Genomic DNA, 17,159 nt, shown 5'->3' on the forward strand with positions numbered 1-17,159 from the left:
AATGTGGGAGCGAGCCTGCTCGCGATAGAGCGCGAAGCGCTCTCCTACAATCCACCCGTCGCCTGAAAACTCACGCCGATCACCGTCAACACCGACAACGGCAACAGCAGCGTATCAAGCAACGCGCTGGCCGGCAGATCGACACCCGGATAGCTCGGCGCCTCTGCCCCAAAACGATCCATCGCACAGCAACCGCCATTCAGGGCGTACAAATCCAGGCGCGTGCCCGCATACACCACCGGTGCCCCAGGCTTGGCAGCATCCAGCGTGCGTGCCGTGGCGCACCCCGCCAGTTGCAGCGCCAGCACAATCGTCAGCAGCTTATTCATCGCTGGTCAGATGGTGTTCGCCCCAACGCGGCAGCATGTCTTGTGGAATATTCAGCAGGTTGAGAATCCGCGCCACCACAAAATCGATCAGGTCATCGATGGTCTGCGGCTGATGATAGAAGCCCGGCGACGCCGGCAAAATGGTCACACCCATGTTCGACAACTTGAGCATGTGCTCCAGATGAATGCTCGAATATGGCGCTTCACGCGGCACCAGAATCAGCTGGCGACGCTCCTTCAGCGTGACATCGGCGGCGCGCTCGATCAGGTTGTTGCAGGCACCGGTGGCAATGGCCGACAGCGTACCGGTCGAACACGGCACGACCACCATCGCCGACGGCGCACCGGAGCCCGAGGCCACCGGTGACATCCAGTCTTCCTTGCCGTACACCCGAATCTGCCCGGCGGCAGCGCCGGTGTACTCGGTGAGGAAAGCCTGCATCATTTGGGTTTTCGGCGGCAGCGTGACGTCAGTCTCGGTGGCCATCACCAGTTGCGCAGCCTTGGAAATCAGGAAGTGCACCTCGCGGTCTTCGCGGATCAGGCAGTCCAGCAGGCGCAAACCGTACTGGGCGCCCGAAGCGCCGGTCATCGCCAGCGTGATGCGTTCCGGGCCGTTGTTCATTGCAGCGCCTCGGCGAGTTTGCCGTGCAGGCCGCCGAAGCCGCCGTTGCTCATGATCACCACGTGAGTGCCGGGCTGCGCCTGGCTCTTCACACGGTCGATGATGCCTTCCAGTGATTCGCTGACAATCGACGGCACACTGCACAGCGCGGCGGTCGCGCCCAAATCCCAACCGAGGTTGGCCGGTGCGTACCAGATCACCTGATCGGCATCGACCACGCTTTCCGGCAAACCGTCGCGGTGCGCGCCAAGTTTCATGGAGTTGGAGCGCGGCTCGATGATGGCGATCAGCGGCGCGTCGCCGATGCGTTTGCGCAGACCGTCGAGGGTCGTGGCGATGGCCGTCGGGTGATGGGCAAAATCGTCATAGATGGTAATGCCGCGGACCTCGGCGACTTTCTCCATACGGCGCTTCACGCTTTTGAACGCGCTCAACGCGGCAATGCCCATCGATGGCACAACACCGACATGCCGCGCGGCTGCCAGGGTGGCCAGTGCGTTGGCAACGTTATGCTGGCCGGTCATGTCCCAATCGACCACGCCTTGAGCGATGCCTTCGAACATCACTTCGAATTTCGAACCGTCTTCGCTCAGCAGTTTGACCTGCCACTGACCACCGGCGCCGGTGGTTTGCACCGGGGTCCAGCAGCCCATCTCGATCACGCGCTGCAATGCCGGCTCGGTGGTCGGATGGATCACCAGGCCTTCGCTCGGGATGGTCCGCACCAAATGGTGAAACTGTCGCTCGATGGCTGGCAGATCGGGGAAGATGTCAGCGTGATCGAACTCCAGGTTGTTCAGGATCGCCGTGCGCGGGCGGTAGTGAACGAACTTGGAGCGCTTGTCGAAGAACGCACTGTCGTACTCGTCGGCTTCGATCACGAAGAACGGCGTGCCGCCCAGACGCGCCGACACCGAGAAATTCTGCGGCACGCCGCCGATCAGGAAACCGGGGCTCATGCCCGCGTGTTCCAGCACCCAGGCCAGCATGCTGCTGGTGGTGGTTTTGCCGTGCGTACCGGCGACGGCCAGTACCCAGCGGCCTTGCAACACGTGATCGGCCAGCCATTGCGGACCGGAGACGTAAGGCAGGCCTTTGTTCAGTACGTATTCAACAGCCGGGTTGCCGCGGGACATGGCGTTGCCGATGACCACCAGATCCGGCGCCGGATCGAGCTGGGCGGGATCATAACCTTGGGTTAGTTCAATGCCCTGCGCCTCGAGCTGAGTACTCATCGGCGGATAGACGTTGGCATCGGAGCCGGTCACGTGATGGCCCAGCTCTTTGGCCAGAACCGCCATCGAACCCATGAAAGTGCCGCAGATACCAAGAATATGAATGTGCATTAGTCGACCTCGTAAAACATGGCCGCAGGTTAGCGTAGGGAGGCGAAAATCGCACCTTTGTTTCGTGTCAGCCTCTGTAGGAGCCCGGCTTGCCGGCGATGGCATCCTTGAAATCGCCATCGCCGGCAAGCCGGGCTCCTACAGGTCCGGCGTTTTAACCGATGAACGGGGAACGCCCCATTTTTGTAGGAGCCGGCTTGCCGGCGATGGCGCCCTTGAAACCGCCATCGCCAGCAAGCCGGCTCCTACAGGTTTGCATTCACCGGGCGATGCCGTGTTTACGCAGCTTTCTATAGAGGGTGTTACGGCTGACACCCAACTGCTCGGCGGTATGGGTCATGTGCCAACGGGTTTGCTCCAGCGCATTCAGCAACGCCAGGCGCTCGGCATCATCCAGCGGATGTTCGCAAGGCGGTTCGACGGCAACAACCGGCACCGGCCTGGCCTGTCGAATCATCGCCGGCAAATCCTCCAGCCCGATCCGCCCGCCATCACACAACGCCGCCAAGGTGCGCAGCACGTTGCGCAGTTGCCGCACGTTCCCGGGCCAGGCGAACCCCAGCAACGCCTGGCGTGCGGGCTCATCAATCAGCACCGTCTCCCCGCCCGCCTCTTCCGCCAGCAGGAAGTCGAGCAACTGCGATTTGTCACTGCGTTCGCGCAACGCCGGCAACGCAATCTCCAACCCATTGAGCCGGTAATACAAATCCTCACGGAAGCTGCCGTCCTGCACCCGCTCCAGAAGATTACGGTGAGTCGCGCTGATGATCCGCACGTTGACCGCCTCCGGCTCGCCGCCAATCGGCACCACTTGCCGATCTTCCAGCACTCTTAATAGCCGGGTCTGCAACGCCAGCGGCATGTCGCCGATTTCATCGAGGAACAAGGTCCCGCCGTCCGCCTGCTGCAACTTGCCGCGCATGCCTTCCTTGCGTGCGCCGGTAAAGCTGCCGCCGCGATAGCCGAACAACTCGCTCTCGATCAGGCTTTCCGGGATGGCCGCGCAGTTGAGCGCGACGAAGGCTTTTTCGGCCCGCTGACTGGCCTGATGCACCGCTTTGGCGAAGGCCTCCTTGCCGGACCCGGTTTCGCCGTTGATCAACAGCGGCACATCCCGTTCGAACACGCGCAGGGATTTGCGGAAGTCTTCCTGCAAACCCGCATCGCCCAGACAAATGCCCGACAGGCGCGCAGGTTCGGCAACGACCCGACTGGTCACTACCGGCACCGGAATGCTGCGCGGCTGACCGCGCAACACGGCAAACAGGCCGCGCCCGTCACGTGCGCGCAACGGCCAACTGGCGCTGGCATTCACACTCGCGCGGCCCAGCAACTCATCCAGCGAGCAATCGAAAAACGCCTCGACCGGTTTGCCCAGCAGCCCGCCACGACTATGCCCCAGCAGGTTCAGCGCGCTCTGATTGACCGCGCTGATCCGACCCTCGCCGTCGAACGCCAGCAGCCCCTCGCTGAACAGCCCGACGGATTCCGCCTGCAGGTGAAAACGCAGCAACCATTGATTGTCGAAGTAACGCAGGAAATAGCAGCTCTCGATCATCTTCGCCGACAGATTGACCAGGGCCATGGTGTGGAACTGACTTTGCCGTGACACCTCGTGCCGCGCCGAGGACACGTCGAGCACCGCCAGCAGTTCGCCATGCGGATCGAACACCGGGCTCGCCGAGCAAGTCAGGCCAGTGTGACGACCACGAAAATGTTCGTCCTGGTGAATGGTCAGCGACTGACGCTCCACCAGGCAGGTGCCGATGCCGTTGGTGCCTTCGCAGGCTTCGCTCCAGTCGGCACCGAGCCAGAGGCCGGCGCGTTCGAAAATCTTCCGCTCGGCGGGTGCCGTCACACAATTGAGGATCACCCCGCGCGCATCCGTCAGCAGCACCGCATGGCCGGCGCCGGACAGCTGCTGATGAAGACTGCTCATTTCATTGCCGGCGATGTGCAGCACTTGCTGCAAGCGTTCGCGGCTTTCGAGGACACGACCGTGCTCCAGCACCGTCGGCGCCATGGTCAGGGCCGGGTCGAGGTGATAGTCCTCAAGACAACGCAGCCAGGAACGGGCAATGGACGGATCGCTGCCGGGACCGTGCAGGTGGGATTTCCCCTGGGTCACGGTCAGCACTTGCTGGGCATGGCGACTCAAATGGTTGTCGTGCATTTCTTATTATTCTCCCCGGGGCTCGGTGACCCGTATTGAGGTGATGCCCGAGCATCCTCCAGCCTAGCCCGCATTGCAATGCTGGCAAGACCGGTCAGTCACAGCTTGTGCCACAAGCGGTACAAACTGTCACGTGGGCTGTACCGAAAGCGTCACAGCCGCCATCCATCCGTCCGACAAAAAACGCGCAAGGCCTTGATTTGCCTAGCTCACAGGGCAGTGGCCCGACCTTTGCTCTACGCTTATAGCAAGCGCACATGCGCCTCTCTAATAAGTACAAAAGCCAAGGAGAAAACACCATGCGTTACGCTCACCCAGGTACTGAAGGCGCTATCGTTTCGTTCAAAGCCAAATACGGTAACTACATCGGCGGCGAGTTCGTCGCGCCTGTCAAAGGTCAGTACTTCACCAATACCTCGCCAGTGAATGGCCAACCGATTGCCGAATTCCCGCGCTCCACGGCCGAAGACATCGACAAAGCCCTGGACGCTGCCCACGCCGCTGCCGATGCCTGGGGCGCCACGTCCGCCCAGGCGCGCTCGCTGGTGCTGCTGAAAATCGCCGACCGCATCGAGCAGAATCTGGAACTGCTGGCGATCACCGAATCCTGGGACAACGGCAAAGCCGTTCGCGAAACCCTCAACGCCGACATCCCGCTGGCCGCCGACCACTTCCGTTACTTCGCCGGTTGCATCCGTGCGCAGGAAGGCAGCGCTGCCGAGATCGACGGCAACACCGTGGCCTATCACATCCATGAACCGCTGGGCGTGGTCGGGCAGATCATCCCGTGGAACTTCCCGATCCTGATGGCCGCGTGGAAACTCGCCCCGGCGCTGGCGGCGGGTAACTGCGTGGTGCTCAAGCCAGCAGAACAAACGCCGCTGGGCATTACCGTGCTGGTCGAGCTGATCGGCGACCTGCTGCCACCGGGCGTGCTCAACATTGTGCAAGGCTTCGGCAAAGAAGCCGGCGAAGCGCTCGCCACCAGCAAACGCATCGCCAAGATCGCCTTCACTGGCTCGACCCCGGTCGGCTCGCACATCATGAAATGCGCCGCCGAAAACATCATCCCGTCCACCGTGGAGCTGGGTGGCAAATCGCCGAACATCTTCTTTGAAGACATCATGAAAGCCGAACCGTCCTTCATCGAGAAAGCTGCTGAAGGCCTGGTGCTGGCATTCTTCAACCAGGGCGAAGTCTGCACCTGCCCGTCCCGCGCGCTGGTGCAGGAATCGATCTACGACGACTTCATGAAAGAGGTGATGAAAAAAGTCCTGTCGATCAAACGCGGTGACCCGCTGGACACCGACACCATGGTCGGCGCCCAGGCGTCCGAGCAGCAATTCGACAAAATCCTTTCGTACCTGGAAATCGCCAAGGGCGAAGGCGCCGAGCTGCTGACCGGCGGCAAGGTGGAAAAACTCGAGGGCAGTCTGGCGACGGGTTATTACATCCAGCCGACCCTGCTCAAGGGCACCAACAAAATGCGTGTGTTCCAGGAAGAAATCTTTGGCCCGGTGGTGAGCATCACCACGTTCAAGGACGAAGCCGAAGCCCTGGCCATCGCCAACGACACCGAGTTCGGCCTCGGCGCCGGCCTGTGGACACGCGACATCAACCGCGCCTATCGCATGGGCCGCGCCATCAAGGCCGGTCGCGTGTGGACCAACTGCTATCACCTGTACCCGGCGCACGCCGCGTTCGGTGGCTACAAAAAGTCCGGCGTCGGTCGTGAAACCCACAAAATGATGCTCGATCACTATCAGCAGACCAAAAACCTGCTGGTGAGCTACGACATCAATCCGTTGGGCTTCTTCTAACCCCGCGCGAAACCGCGTAACGGCCTTCGCGAGCAAGCTTCGCTCCTACAGGATCACGCCGTACCTGTAGGAGCGAGGCTTGCCCGCGAAGGCATCCTCAAACACACCACAAATCACTGCCCTGCCGCTCTGGCACGGGCTTTGCGTGCCCGCTCCACACCAAAAACCAGTTTCCGAAAGTCCAACAGATCAAACAATAAAAAAGACAGCGAGGACTTATGACTTCTTCCACACAGCTCAAACCCACACTCGGCACCCTGCACTTATGGGGCATTGCCGTCGGCCTGGTGATTTCCGGCGAGTACTTCGGCTGGAGTTACGGCTGGGGCACCGCAGGCACTCTGGGTTTCCTCGTCACCGCCCTAATGGTGGCGACGATGTACACCTGCTTCATCTTCAGTTTCACTGAATTGACTACCGCCATTCCCCACGCTGGCGGGCCCTTTGCCTACAGCCGACGGGCCTTCGGCGAGAAAGGCGGCTTGATTGCCGGCATTGCCACGCTGATTGAATTCGTCTTTGCGCCGCCGGCCATTGCCATGGCCATTGGCGCTTATCTAAACGTTCAATACCCGGAACTTGACCCCAAGATTGCCGCCGTTGGCGCCTATTTCGTGTTCATGACGCTCAACATCCTCGGCGTCAGCATCGCCGCCACGTTTGAACTCGTGGTGACCGTACTGGCCGTCGCCGAGTTGCTGGTGTTCATGGGCGTGGTCGCGCCGGGCTTCAGTTTCAGCAATTTCGTGCTCAACGGCTGGTCGGGTTCGAACGAGTTCACCATTGCCTCAATCCCCGGCATCTTTGCGGCGATCCCGTTTGCGATCTGGTTTTTCCTCGCGATTGAAGGCGCGGCGATGGCGGCGGAAGAAGCCAAGGACCCGAAGCGCACGATTCCCAAGGCCTACGTCAGCGGCATTCTGACGTTGGTGTTCCTCGCGATCGGTGTGATGGTGATGGCCGGCGGCGTGGGCGACTGGCGTCAATTGTCGAACATCAACGACCCGCTGCCTCAGGCGATGAAAGCCGTGGTCGGCAACAATTCGACCTGGATGCACATGCTGGTCTGGATCGGCCTGTTCGGGCTGGTGGCGAGTTTCCACGGGATCATTCTCGGTTACTCGCGTCAGTTCTTCGCCCTGGCCCGGGCCGGCTACCTGCCACGTTCGCTGGCCAAACTGTCACGTTTCCAGACCCCGCACCGGGCCATTCTGGCCGGCGGCGTGATCGGCATAGCGGCAATCTACAGCGACGGCCTGGTCAACCTGCAAGGCATGACGCTGACGGCAGCGATGATCACCATGTCGGTATTCGGTGCCATCGTGATGTACATCATCAGTATGCTGAGCCTGTTCAAGCTGCGTAAGACCGAGCCGAACCTGGAACGCAGCTTCCGCGCGCCGGGTTACCCGATCGTACCGGGGATTGCGCTGTTCCTGGCGGTGGTGTGCCTGGTGGCGATGGCGTGGTTCAACCCGCTGATCGGCTGTGTGTTCCTCGGTTTCATGGCGGCCGGGTATTTGTATTTCCAACTGACCGCCAAACAGCGCTTCGATGCGCCGGCGGATGCGATGCTCGAAGGCGCCTGAGTTGCACCGGTGCCGGGCTAACTTCCCGGCGCCTGCTTTATTGAAGTGCACATCACTCCCCCTGTGGGAGCCAGCCTGCTGGCGATTGCGGTCTGACAGTCAGCATAGATTTTGAATGGCACACTGCAATCGCCAGCAGGCTGGCTCCCACAAGGGAATGTCAGGGTAATCAAGACTTCTACACATCAGGAGGACACCGTGGCCACATTTGCCCATTCCATCGGCGCCCAGACCTACCGCTTTGCCAGCCTCAAAGAGGTCATGGCCAAGGCCAGCCCGGCGCGTTCCGGGGATTTCCTGGCCGGCGTCGCCGCCCTTAACGATGGCGAGCGCGTCGCCGCGCAAATGGCCCTGGCTGATATCCCGTTGACTCACTTCCTGCAGGAAGTGCTGATTCCTTACGAGACCGATGAAGTCACCCGACTGATCATCGACACTCACGACAAACAAGCCTTCGCCGTGGTCAGCCATCTCACCGTTGGCGGATTTCGCGACTGGCTGCTCAGCGATGCCGCCGACGAACAGAGCCTGCGCGCCCTCGCTCCGGGCCTGACGCCGGAAATGGCCGCAGCCGTATCAAAAATCATGCGCGTGCAGGACCTGGTGCTGGTCGCACAGAAAATCCGCGTGATCACGCACTTTCGCGGCACCATGGGCCTGCGGGGACGCTTATCCACCCGCCTGCAACCCAACCACCCCACCGACGAACCGGCCGGTATAGCCGCGAGCATTCTCGACGGCCTGCTGTACGGCAACGGCGACGCGATGATCGGCATCAACCCGGCCACCGACAGCATTGCCTCGATTTGCGCGATGCTGGAAATGCTCGACGCGATCATCCAGCGCTACGAAATTCCTACACAAGCCTGCGTGCTGACCCACGTCACCACGTCCATCGAAGCGATCAATCGCGGCGTTCCGCTGGACCTGGTGTTCCAGTCGATCGCCGGCACCGAAGCGGCCAATGCCAGTTTCGGCATCAACCTGAATGTGTTGCAGGAAGGTTACGACGCCGGTTTGAGCCTGAATCGCGGCACGCTTGGGCAAAACCTGATGTATTTCGAGACCGGCCAGGGCAGCGCGCTGTCGGCCAACGCCCACCACGGCATCGATCAACAAACCTGCGAAACCCGCGCCTACGCAGTTGCCCGACATTTCAAACCGTTTTTGGTGAACACCGTCGTAGGATTTATCGGCCCGGAATACCTCTACAACGGCAAACAGATCATCCGTGCAGGCCTGGAAGACCACTTCTGCGGCAAATTGCTGGGCGTGCCGATGGGCTGTGACATCTGTTACACCAACCACGCCGAAGCCGACCAGGACGACATGGACACCCTGCTGACCCTGCTGGGCGTGGCCGGGATCAACTTCATCATGGGCATCCCCGGTTCCGACGACATCATGCTCAACTACCAGACCACTTCGTTCCACGACGCGCTCTACGCCCGACAAACCCTGGGCTTGAAACCGGCGCCGGAGTTCGAACAGTGGCTGGCAAAAATGGGCATTTTCACTCAGGCCGATGGCAAGATTCATTTCGGCGAGCGCCTGCCGCCAGCCTTCCGCCAGGCGATGGGGCAACTGGGATGAGTGTCGAGATGGATAAACCGCCTGTTGATTCAGAAAATCCGTTGCTGGAACTGCGGCGCCTGACCCCGGCACGGATTGCCCTGGGCCGCACCGGCACCAGCATGCCGACCAGCGCACAGCTGGATTTCCAGTACGCCCACGCCCAGGCTCGGGACGCGGTGCACCTGCCCTTCGACCATGCCGGGCTCAGCGCTCAATTGGCCGAATGCGGATACGAAAGTGTGCTCCTGCACAGCGCCGCCACCAACCGCGACAGCTATTTGCAGCGCCCTGACTTGGGGCGGAAATTGAGCGATGAGTCCGCGCAAATCCTGCGCAACCATGCTTCAGCCTATCCCGGCGGCGTCGATCTGGTGATTGTCGTGGCCGATGGTTTGTCGGCACTGGCTGTGCACCGCCACACCGTGCCCTTCCTTTCGCGCATGCGAGAGCAGATCGAAGTCGATGGCTGGACGGTTTCACCGGTGATTCTGGTAGAACAAGGCCGGGTCGCGATAAGCGACGAAATCGGCGAGTTGCTGGGCGCAAAAATGGTGGTGATTCTGATTGGCGAACGCCCTGGCCTCAGCTCGCCAGACAGTCTGGGATTATATTTCACCTACAATCCAAAGGTCGGTCTGACGGATGCTTACCGCAACTGCATCTCCAATGTGCGACTGGAAGGCTTGAGTTATGGCATGGCGGCACACCGCTTGCTTTATCTGATGCGCGAAGCCTGTCGGCGGCAGTTGTCGGGGGTCAACCTGAAGGACGAAGCGCAGCTTCAGACGCTGGAGTCGGATGCAGGAGCGGACATGAAAGGTAATTTCCTACTGGGCCTGCCGGATGCCTGAACCGTTTCCGCATTGCGTTTCTGATTCAATTTCAGGCAGGATCGAAACACGGCTGCCCGAGTGAAGAACCGTTCGCCGTCAGAGCATGTGAAGACAGCCACTTGAAGACGAGACCTATCGATGCGGATTATTCAAGCGACCCTTGAACACCTGGACCTGCTGACCCCGTTGTTCGTCAAATATCGCGAGTTTTATGGTTCCCTGCCGTATCCGGACTCGTCCCGGGCGTTCCTCGAGAAACGCCTGCGTCGCAAGGAATCGGTGATCTACCTGGCCCTGGCCGATGACGACGACAAGAAGCTGATGGGTTTCTGTCAGCTGTACCCGAGCTTTTCGTCGCTTTCACTTAAACGCGTGTGGATCCTCAACGACATTTATGTCGCCGAAGACGCCCGCCGGCAGTTAGTGGCTGACAACCTGATGCGCACCGCGAAAAAAATGGCCAAGGAAACCAATGCCGTGCGCATGCGCGTTTCCACCAGCAGCGACAACAAAATCGCACAGAAAACCTACGAATCCATCGGATTCAAGGAAGACACAGAGTTCAAAAACTACGTGCTGCCGATCAGCGACGAGCTTTGATCCGCACCGAGCCCTCGTAGGAGCGAAGCTTGCTCGCGAAAGCGGTCTGACATCTGGCGGATATGCTGAACGACATACCGCTTTCGCGAGCAATCGAGCGTCGACCGGCTGCTCCTACAAAAAAAAGCAGACCGCGCCGCCGGTCTTGCGCGACACTCCTCGCTACAAACTCGACGCGCTTTTCACTTCTCAGCCCGTATAATGCCGACCTTTCCGGCTTGTAAGAAAAACTACACCCGTCTGTAGCCTTACGCGAAGTCATCCGCACAGGCCTGCCGAGTCGGGCCGTCACCACAGGTGCCTCCATGGATTTCAACCCGCTCGACCTTATCCTGCATCTCGATGTTTACCTCGACTTGCTGGTAAACAACTACGGGCCATGGATCTACGCCATCCTGTTTCTGGTGATCTTCTGCGAGACCGGCCTGGTGGTGATGCCTTTCCTGCCGGGCGATTCCCTTCTTTTCATCGCCGGTGCCGTGGCGGCCGGTGGCGGCATGGACCCGGTATTGCTCGGTGGCCTGCTGATGCTGGCGGCGATCCTCGGGGACAGCACCAACTACATCATCGGACGAACGGTGGGCGAGCGACTGTTCAGCAACCCGAACTCGAAAATTTTCCGCCGCGATTACCTGCAACAAACCCACGACTTCTATGACAAGCACGGCGGCAAAACCGTGACCCTGGCGCGCTTCCTGCCGATCATTCGCACCTTTGCACCGTTCGTCGCCGGCGTGGCGAAAATGCCTTACCCGCGTTTCTTCTTTTTCAGCGTCCTCGGCACCATCCTCTGGGTTGGCGGTTTGGTGACCCTCGGTTACTTCTTCGGCAACGTGCCGTTCATCAAGAAAAACCTCTCGCTGCTGGTAGTGGGCATCATTCTGCTGTCACTGGTGCCGATGATCATCGGCGTGATTCGCAGCCGCTTCGGCAGCGCCGCGTCCAAAGCCGAACCACACTGAACGATGTGGTCGCTCAGCGCCTGGCGTCGCCGGCGCATCCTGGCCAGGCACCCGATTGCCGACGATATGTGGCAGCGGGTGCGCCATCACCTGAGCTTTCTCGACGGCATCAGCGCGGCTGAAGACCAGTGGTTGCGCGAAGCCTGCGTACTGTTTCTCGACGACAAGCACCTGACCGCCCTGCCCGGCGTCGAACTCCATCAGGAGCAGCGTTTGCTGCTCGCCGCCCAGGCGCAATTACCGTTGCTGAAGCTGGGCGATCTGAACTGGTATCAGGGTTTTCACGAAATCGTCCTCTACCCCGACGACTTCCTCAGCCCGCAGCGCCATCGCGACGCCAGTGGCGTTGAACACGAGTGGGACGGCGAACACAGCGGCGAAGCCTGGCAGCAAGGCCCGATCATTCTGGCCTGGCCCGGCGTGATGGCCAGTGGTGGCTGGGAAGGCTACAACCTGGTGATCCACGAACTCGCGCACAAGCTCGACATGCTCAACGGCGACGCCAACGGCCTGCCGCCGCTGCATGCCGACATGCGCGTCAGCGACTGGGCCAAGGTCATGCAAGAGGCCTACGACGACCTCGACGGACAACTGGAGCGCAACCCGGACGCCGAAACCGCCATCGACCCCTACGCCGCGGAAAACCCCGCCGAGTTCTTCGCGGTCACCAGCGAATACTTCTTCAGCGCCCCGGATTTGCTGCATGAGGCTTATCCACAGGTCTACGAACAGTTGAGTCTGTTTTATCGACAGGATCCGTTGGCCCGGCTGCGGCAACTTCTGGCCGAAGACCCGGTCTATCAGGCACGCGACTAAGGTCTACACGACCTCTGATCCGTAGCGTGATCGGCGGAATATGCCTATAATCGCCGCCACTTTTTGGTCAATCCGGCCAAGTGTTTTTGGTCAACTAACGGGGGCACCGCCCAATGAGCTACAGCAAGATTCCGGCTGGCAAAGACCTGCCGAACGACATCTACGTCGCGATCGAGATTCCGGCCAACCACGCGCCGATCAAATACGAAATCGACAAAGACAGCGATTGCCTGTTCGTTGACCGTTTCATGGCCACCCCGATGTTCTACCCGGCCAACTACGGTTACATCCCGAACACCCTGGCTGACGACGGTGATCCCCTCGACGTGCTGGTCGTGACCCCTTACCCGGTTGCTCCAGGCTCCGTGATCCGCGCTCGTCCGGTCGGCATCCTGAACATGACCGACGACGGCGGCGGCGATGCCAAAGTCATCGCTGTCCCACACGACAAGCTGTCCCAGCTGTACGTCGACGTGAAGGAATACACCGACCTGCCAGCCCTGCTGATTCAGCAGATCGAGCACTTCTTCGCGAACTACAAAGATCTCGAAAAAGGCAAATGGGTGAAAATCGAAGGCTGGGCCGGTGCAGACGCCGCCCGCGAAGCGATCACCAAGTCGGTTGCTGCCTATAAAGGCTGAGACGCCACTGGCCTTGCGCCACTGACGACTTGAAAAAACCCCGGTTTATCCGGGGTTTTTTGTGCGCGCAGAAAAGCTTTTAAACGTGCCGTTTAACCATCCGGTGAATCGGTTTTTTCTTGTTTAATTTTTACTCGATACGTCTTACATCCGGTCTTAAATTTCCCTCGTATTTTGAACGCTTCGTTTATTCAAAGCCTCGCCATACGCCCGTAAACTCGTGCCCATGAAGAAAAAAAACACTAGCGGTCCACGGTTTAAAGCGCTCCTCAAAGTAGCGAACATCACGACGACCGGGTTCGCCGAATACCTCGGCACGGCGCCGCAAAACGTACACAACTGGTACACCCGCGGTGTGCCCGATCACTGCATGGAAGCCGTCGCCAGAAAACTCTCAGTCAACAGCGAGTGGCTCAAATATCTCGAAGGCCCAAAAGACGCCAAACACCTGCGTCTGGTCAGCGACACCGGCAACACCTTCGACGCCCAGGCCCTCCGCGGCATCTACACCGTCATCGAACCCACTGATGTCGAATTGCACTTTTACAAAGAAGCGCCCATCGCTCCCGGCTCCAGCAAAACCCACGTGATCGAGGACACCAGCCACCCCATCCGCCTACCCCGCAGCCATCTCGATTCCCTGGAGATCAACCATGCGGATGCCATCTGCGCCTACATGATCGGCAACAGCATGGCCGAGAAAATTGAAGACGGCTCAACCATCGCCATCGATCGTGGCCTGACCCAGATTGTCGATGGAGAAATTTATGCGATCGAACACGACGGGATGCTGCGCATCAAGTACCTGCACCGAATGCCGGGCAATGGATTGCGAATGCGCAGCCACAACAGCGCCGAGTACCCGGATGAGACTTTCAGGGCCGCGCAAATAGAAGAGCAGAACATCCGGGTGTTGGGGTGGGTGTTCTGGTGGTCGACGCTGAACAAGCGTCGCCCACCCATTCCGTTCCTGTAACACCGCGCCGCCCCCTTCGCGAGCAAGCCCGCTCCCACAGGGATTGCGCAGTACCTGTGGGAGCGGGCTTGCCCGCGAAGGCGGTGGAACATTCACCTCAAAACCCGGCTCAGCTACCCGACCGCAAGCAACTAACAGCTCTACCCCGCACACCACACTGGGAATTCCCCAAAAAAATCAGTATGCTGCGCCCCACATTTGCGCATCGACCCGCCCCGCGGCTCCGATCGCACCGACAAGGCAGATGATTTTCTCGCCGAGTCCCACAGCCGGACGCAAGATCCGGGTGTACGTTTTGAAGGCTGGCGCGGTTTACCAAAAATGAACCAAGCCAGTCCCCGAGAAGCCGGCCACAAGCCGGCTTTTTAATGCCTGGTAGAAAGCAATCCCATCAAATCGCATAGGGCAGAATCAGTCAGCAACCTGCTGACCAATTACGGATAACTAAACCCCTTAACCAACGTCAACTCCCCCACCGCCCGCATCGGCACCAGAAAAGTCTCCATCTTCTCGTTCGGCGTCCCTTCCTCCGTAATCACCGTCACCTGCGCCGTGGTCAGCGGCTGAACCGCATCCTCCTGCCCGTCTTCATCGCTCCGATACCCGCCCCCAAAGTAATTCACATACACCAAATACTGCCCTTTGATCGGCGCCGGCATGGCGAAGATTTCCGGCCCATAACCCGTCGTCACGTCCACATCCAGCGCAGCGCCATTGGGCGCAACACGATCGCCATACCAGATATGCGCGCCATCGGGGGTGATGAGGTGCAAGTCCAGATCCGTACCGTCGCTGTCCCAGGCCAGCAACACCCGCAATTTCGCCGGTGTCGCACCGCCGCTGGCGTTGAGGAACTGCGTGCGATGCCGTTGTTGGCCATCGGGGCTGCGGACTTCGACGCTGTTGCTGCCGCTGGGGAAGGAGAACGGTCGGTCAAAGCGGCCAGCGGGATCGATCTTCAGCGGCATGCTGACGCCGTTGACGATCAACCGGCCCGGTTCAGTGGACTTGGGTGTGGCTTTGATCTGGCCGGTGATGCGTGCGGTGTTGGCCTGGCCCACTGGCGTGTTCACTGAGGAGGCCGGGTAGTTGACGGTCTGGCGGAAGTTTTCGCCTTCGCCCTCGGCCGCGCCCGTGCGCCAGCCGCCGACGGGGGTGTCGAGTTTGACGGCGCTTTCAGCCGCAAAAACCGTCGGCAATACGCAAACAGAACAAAGGAACAGGAAGACCTGTGGATAACGGAGTTTCATGGCCTATTCCAGCAAGAGGTGGCGGGCGAGCCCTTCGATGTAGGTTTCATCCTGGCCGTTGGGGTGTGCTTCGAAGGCCAGGTGCAGGTATTCGTGGGTCAGGTCGAGGCGGTCTTGCAGCGACAGCACGCCGCGCACGTAAATGCGCTGACGCTCGCGGTCCACAAAAGGGCGGCCGAAGGCCAGGCGGCAGACGGCGAAGGTGCTGACTTCGTTGTAGCCGGTTTCGCTTTCGAGGCGTTGGCGCCAACCGCGTCGTTGGGTTTGCAGCCAGTCTTGGGCAGCGGGCAGTGCTTCGCAGGAGGCGACGGGGTTGTCCCAGCGGCTGAGGCTCGCGCGCGGGTAGGCGTGCAGCAGGATGGCGTCGTAGCGCTGGCCTGCGTTGGCTTGTTCGACGGCGTGTTGCCAGGAGAGTTTGTCCGGGCCGGGTTGATCGGAGTGATAGGTGACGGTGCTGCCGGCGAGTACCAGGTCGCTGGTCCATGCGGCGATGTTGCGTGATTCGGCGGTGGCCGGGCGTGGGGCGACGCGTTGGCGGCTGCTGCTGTCGTCGATGCTCAGGCAGTCGCCGTTGCGGGTGGCGTTTTGCAGCAGGTAGGTGCGGATGGCGATGGCCAACGCTTTGGCGGCTTCAGCAGGTTCGGGTTTGGCTTCTCGTTGCAGGACGCGAGCGACATATTCTTCTCGGTCCAGACGGGCGATCAATTTATCGCCCACCAAAAACAGTTCTCCGTCGCTGTGGATATCGAGTTGGTTGCCATTAGAAAACTCGACGCGAAAATCGCCCTGCAGTGGTCCGGAAGAAACAACACGATCCCCCGCCAGAATCCGCCCGATCGGATAACGAGAAAACAGACCGACTTCGACGCAGCGCCCCGCATCCAGAGGCCATTCAACCGGCAGCACCGAAGCCAACGCCTCACCATAATTGCGCAGCACCATTTGACTGGTCCCACGCCCGCCCGCCCAGATCGGTGTGCCATCGGCCAGCCAACCGGCAAACCCACCTTGGCGCGACGATGGATCCTGATCTCCCAACCAGCTCCAGGTTTTCACCCGCAATCGGCCACCGAGTTCGCCCACGACATTGCCGTCGGCGGCATTCAACACCACGTCCAGCAACACTCGCCGAGCCTGATCCTGCGCGGGCATCACGGCCAGCACTTTAAGCAATTCAACCACCGACACTCGCGTGGATGGCTGCAATGAAGGCAAGTCCAGCAACCACTCCGGTGCCTGCCGTGCCTGCCAATACGTGCGCCAATCAGCGCCAGCAATGCCCAACCGCGCAAGTTCGAAGTACAAGCCGCAGGACTTCACCAGCGCCTGATCACGCTCGATCTTGCCGCCTGCGGTGCAGCAATAGACTTCTTCTTTCGATTGCCCGCGACACTCATACGCGGGCTCACGGGCGCCGGTATCCACCAGCCAGCCGTACACAAACAACTTCCATAGACTGCCCAATGGCGTTTGCAAATCCGAAGGCAACGGCTCGCGAGCAATCACCTGAGTCCGGCTCAGCGACAGCAATTCACCCTTGAAGCCCAGACGCAGCGGCTCGTCCTGCGCCGTCGCCAGCGCAGGGATCAAACACAGCAGCCACCAAAGCAAACGCCGGGTCATG

General features: G+C 60.3%; 15 protein-coding genes. 9 read left to right on the top strand and 6 right to left on the bottom strand.

Annotation, left to right across the window (positions count from 1 at the left end):
• Positions 1–44 precede the first annotated feature (44 nt).
• The 4 genes from IB246_RS24465 to IB246_RS24480 form a co-directional block, all read right to left on the bottom strand.
• A complete protein-coding gene (locus IB246_RS24465; RefSeq protein WP_008035760.1) occupies positions 45–329 on the bottom strand; it encodes a YceK/YidQ family lipoprotein in 285 nt (94 codons plus the stop codon).
• Positions 322–954 carry a flavin prenyltransferase UbiX gene (ubiX, locus tag IB246_RS24470; RefSeq protein ID WP_008035761.1) on the bottom strand — a complete coding sequence of 211 codons (633 nt, stop codon included), beginning with the start codon at positions 952–954 and terminating at the stop codon, positions 322–324. Before ubiX ends, IB246_RS24465 begins: the two co-directional genes overlap by 8 nt.
• On the bottom strand, positions 951–2,300 hold the full coding sequence (gene mpl, locus IB246_RS24475) for a UDP-N-acetylmuramate:L-alanyl-gamma-D-glutamyl-meso-diaminopimelate ligase (protein ID WP_008042978.1): 1,350 nt from the start codon (positions 2,298–2,300) through the stop codon (positions 951–953). Before mpl ends, ubiX begins: the two co-directional genes overlap by 4 nt.
• Positions 2,301–2,559: 259 nt before the next feature.
• Positions 2,560–4,473 carry a sigma-54-dependent Fis family transcriptional regulator gene (locus IB246_RS24480; RefSeq protein ID WP_008042979.1) on the bottom strand — a complete coding sequence of 638 codons (1,914 nt, stop codon included), beginning with the start codon at positions 4,471–4,473 and terminating at the stop codon, positions 2,560–2,562.
• Between the two features lie 299 nt (positions 4,474–4,772).
• Between IB246_RS24480 and IB246_RS24485 the strand changes: the two genes are divergently transcribed.
• The 9 genes from IB246_RS24485 (at position 4,773) to IB246_RS24525 (ending at position 14,285) form a co-directional block, all read left to right on the top strand.
• A complete protein-coding gene (locus tag IB246_RS24485; protein ID WP_008035766.1) occupies positions 4,773–6,293 on the top strand; it encodes an aldehyde dehydrogenase family protein in 1,521 nt (506 codons plus the stop codon).
• Positions 6,294–6,511: 218 nt separating this feature from the next.
• Positions 6,512–7,882 (top strand): ethanolamine permease, encoded by a 1,371-nt coding sequence (eat, locus tag IB246_RS24490; RefSeq protein ID WP_008035770.1) that lies wholly within the window; start codon positions 6,512–6,514, stop codon positions 7,880–7,882.
• 198 nt (positions 7,883–8,080) lie between these two features.
• Positions 8,081–9,475: an ethanolamine ammonia-lyase subunit EutB gene (locus IB246_RS24495; protein ID WP_008035777.1), complete on the top strand. Its 1,395-nt coding sequence runs from the start codon at positions 8,081–8,083 to the stop codon at positions 9,473–9,475.
• A gap of 8 nt (positions 9,476–9,483) precedes the next feature.
• Positions 9,484–10,308 (top strand): ethanolamine ammonia-lyase subunit EutC, encoded by an 825-nt coding sequence (gene eutC / locus IB246_RS24500; protein ID WP_177318188.1) that lies wholly within the window; start codon positions 9,484–9,486, stop codon positions 10,306–10,308.
• A 120-nt stretch (positions 10,309–10,428) separates the two neighbouring features.
• A complete protein-coding gene (locus IB246_RS24505) occupies positions 10,429–10,890 on the top strand; it encodes a GNAT family N-acetyltransferase (RefSeq protein ID WP_008042983.1) in 462 nt (153 codons plus the stop codon).
• 305 nt (positions 10,891–11,195) lie between these two features.
• Positions 11,196–11,852, top strand: coding sequence for a DedA family protein (locus IB246_RS24510; RefSeq protein ID WP_008042985.1), 657 nt, complete (start codon positions 11,196–11,198; stop codon positions 11,850–11,852).
• A 3-nt stretch (positions 11,853–11,855) separates the two neighbouring features.
• Positions 11,856–12,668 carry a zinc-dependent peptidase gene (locus IB246_RS24515; RefSeq protein ID WP_008042987.1) on the top strand — a complete coding sequence of 271 codons (813 nt, stop codon included), beginning with the start codon at positions 11,856–11,858 and terminating at the stop codon, positions 12,666–12,668.
• Positions 12,669–12,781: 113 nt separating this feature from the next.
• The gene (gene ppa / locus IB246_RS24520; protein ID WP_007990564.1) at positions 12,782–13,309 is read left to right on the top strand and encodes an inorganic diphosphatase; all 528 of its coding nucleotides are present in this window, start codon (positions 12,782–12,784) and stop codon (positions 13,307–13,309) included.
• Positions 13,310–13,535: 226 nt separating this feature from the next.
• A complete protein-coding gene (locus IB246_RS24525) occupies positions 13,536–14,285 on the top strand; it encodes a S24 family peptidase (protein ID WP_008042988.1) in 750 nt (249 codons plus the stop codon).
• A gap of 434 nt (positions 14,286–14,719) precedes the next feature.
• Here the strand turns inward: IB246_RS24525 and IB246_RS24530 are convergent, their stop codons facing one another.
• Positions 14,720–15,535 carry a YfaP family protein gene (locus tag IB246_RS24530; RefSeq protein ID WP_008042989.1) on the bottom strand — a complete coding sequence of 272 codons (816 nt, stop codon included), beginning with the start codon at positions 15,533–15,535 and terminating at the stop codon, positions 14,720–14,722.
• 3 nt (positions 15,536–15,538) lie between these two features.
• Positions 15,539–17,158, bottom strand: a complete 1,620-nt coding sequence (locus IB246_RS24535; protein WP_008042990.1) for a DUF2300 domain-containing protein — start codon at positions 17,156–17,158, stop codon at positions 15,539–15,541.
• Position 17,159 lies beyond the last annotated feature (1 nt).

Origin of the sequence: Pseudomonas sp. PDM01, assembly GCF_014852325.1 — a bacterium.
Classification (GTDB): domain Bacteria; phylum Pseudomonadota; class Gammaproteobacteria; order Pseudomonadales; family Pseudomonadaceae; genus Aquipseudomonas; species Aquipseudomonas migulae.

Bases quoted from the DNA above. Each gene is read 5' to 3' on its own strand.
- IB246_RS24465 (WP_008035760.1), bottom strand. From the start codon at position 329: ATGAATAAGCTGCTGACGATTGTGCTGGCGCTGCAACTGGCGGGGTGC.
- ubiX (WP_008035761.1), bottom strand. From the start codon at position 954: ATGAACAACGGCCCGGAACGCATCACGCTGGCGATGACCGGCGCTTCG.
- mpl (WP_008042978.1), bottom strand. From the start codon at position 2,300: ATGCACATTCATATTCTTGGTATCTGCGGCACTTTCATGGGTTCGATG.
- IB246_RS24480 (WP_008042979.1), bottom strand. From the start codon at position 4,473: ATGCACGACAACCATTTGAGTCGCCATGCCCAGCAAGTGCTGACCGTG.
- IB246_RS24485 (WP_008035766.1), top strand. From the start codon at position 4,773: ATGCGTTACGCTCACCCAGGTACTGAAGGCGCTATCGTTTCGTTCAAA.
- eat (WP_008035770.1), top strand. From the start codon at position 6,512: ATGACTTCTTCCACACAGCTCAAACCCACACTCGGCACCCTGCACTTA.
- eutC (WP_177318188.1), top strand. From the start codon at position 9,484: ATGGATAAACCGCCTGTTGATTCAGAAAATCCGTTGCTGGAACTGCGG.
- IB246_RS24505 (WP_008042983.1), top strand. From the start codon at position 10,429: ATGCGGATTATTCAAGCGACCCTTGAACACCTGGACCTGCTGACCCCG.
- IB246_RS24510 (WP_008042985.1), top strand. From the start codon at position 11,196: ATGGATTTCAACCCGCTCGACCTTATCCTGCATCTCGATGTTTACCTC.
- IB246_RS24515 (WP_008042987.1), top strand. From the start codon at position 11,856: ATGTGGTCGCTCAGCGCCTGGCGTCGCCGGCGCATCCTGGCCAGGCAC.
- ppa (WP_007990564.1), top strand. From the start codon at position 12,782: ATGAGCTACAGCAAGATTCCGGCTGGCAAAGACCTGCCGAACGACATC.
- IB246_RS24525 (WP_008042988.1), top strand. From the start codon at position 13,536: ATGAAGAAAAAAAACACTAGCGGTCCACGGTTTAAAGCGCTCCTCAAA.
- IB246_RS24530 (WP_008042989.1), bottom strand. From the start codon at position 15,535: ATGAAACTCCGTTATCCACAGGTCTTCCTGTTCCTTTGTTCTGTTTGC.
- IB246_RS24535 (WP_008042990.1), bottom strand. From the start codon at position 17,158: ATGACCCGGCGTTTGCTTTGGTGGCTGCTGTGTTTGATCCCTGCGCTG.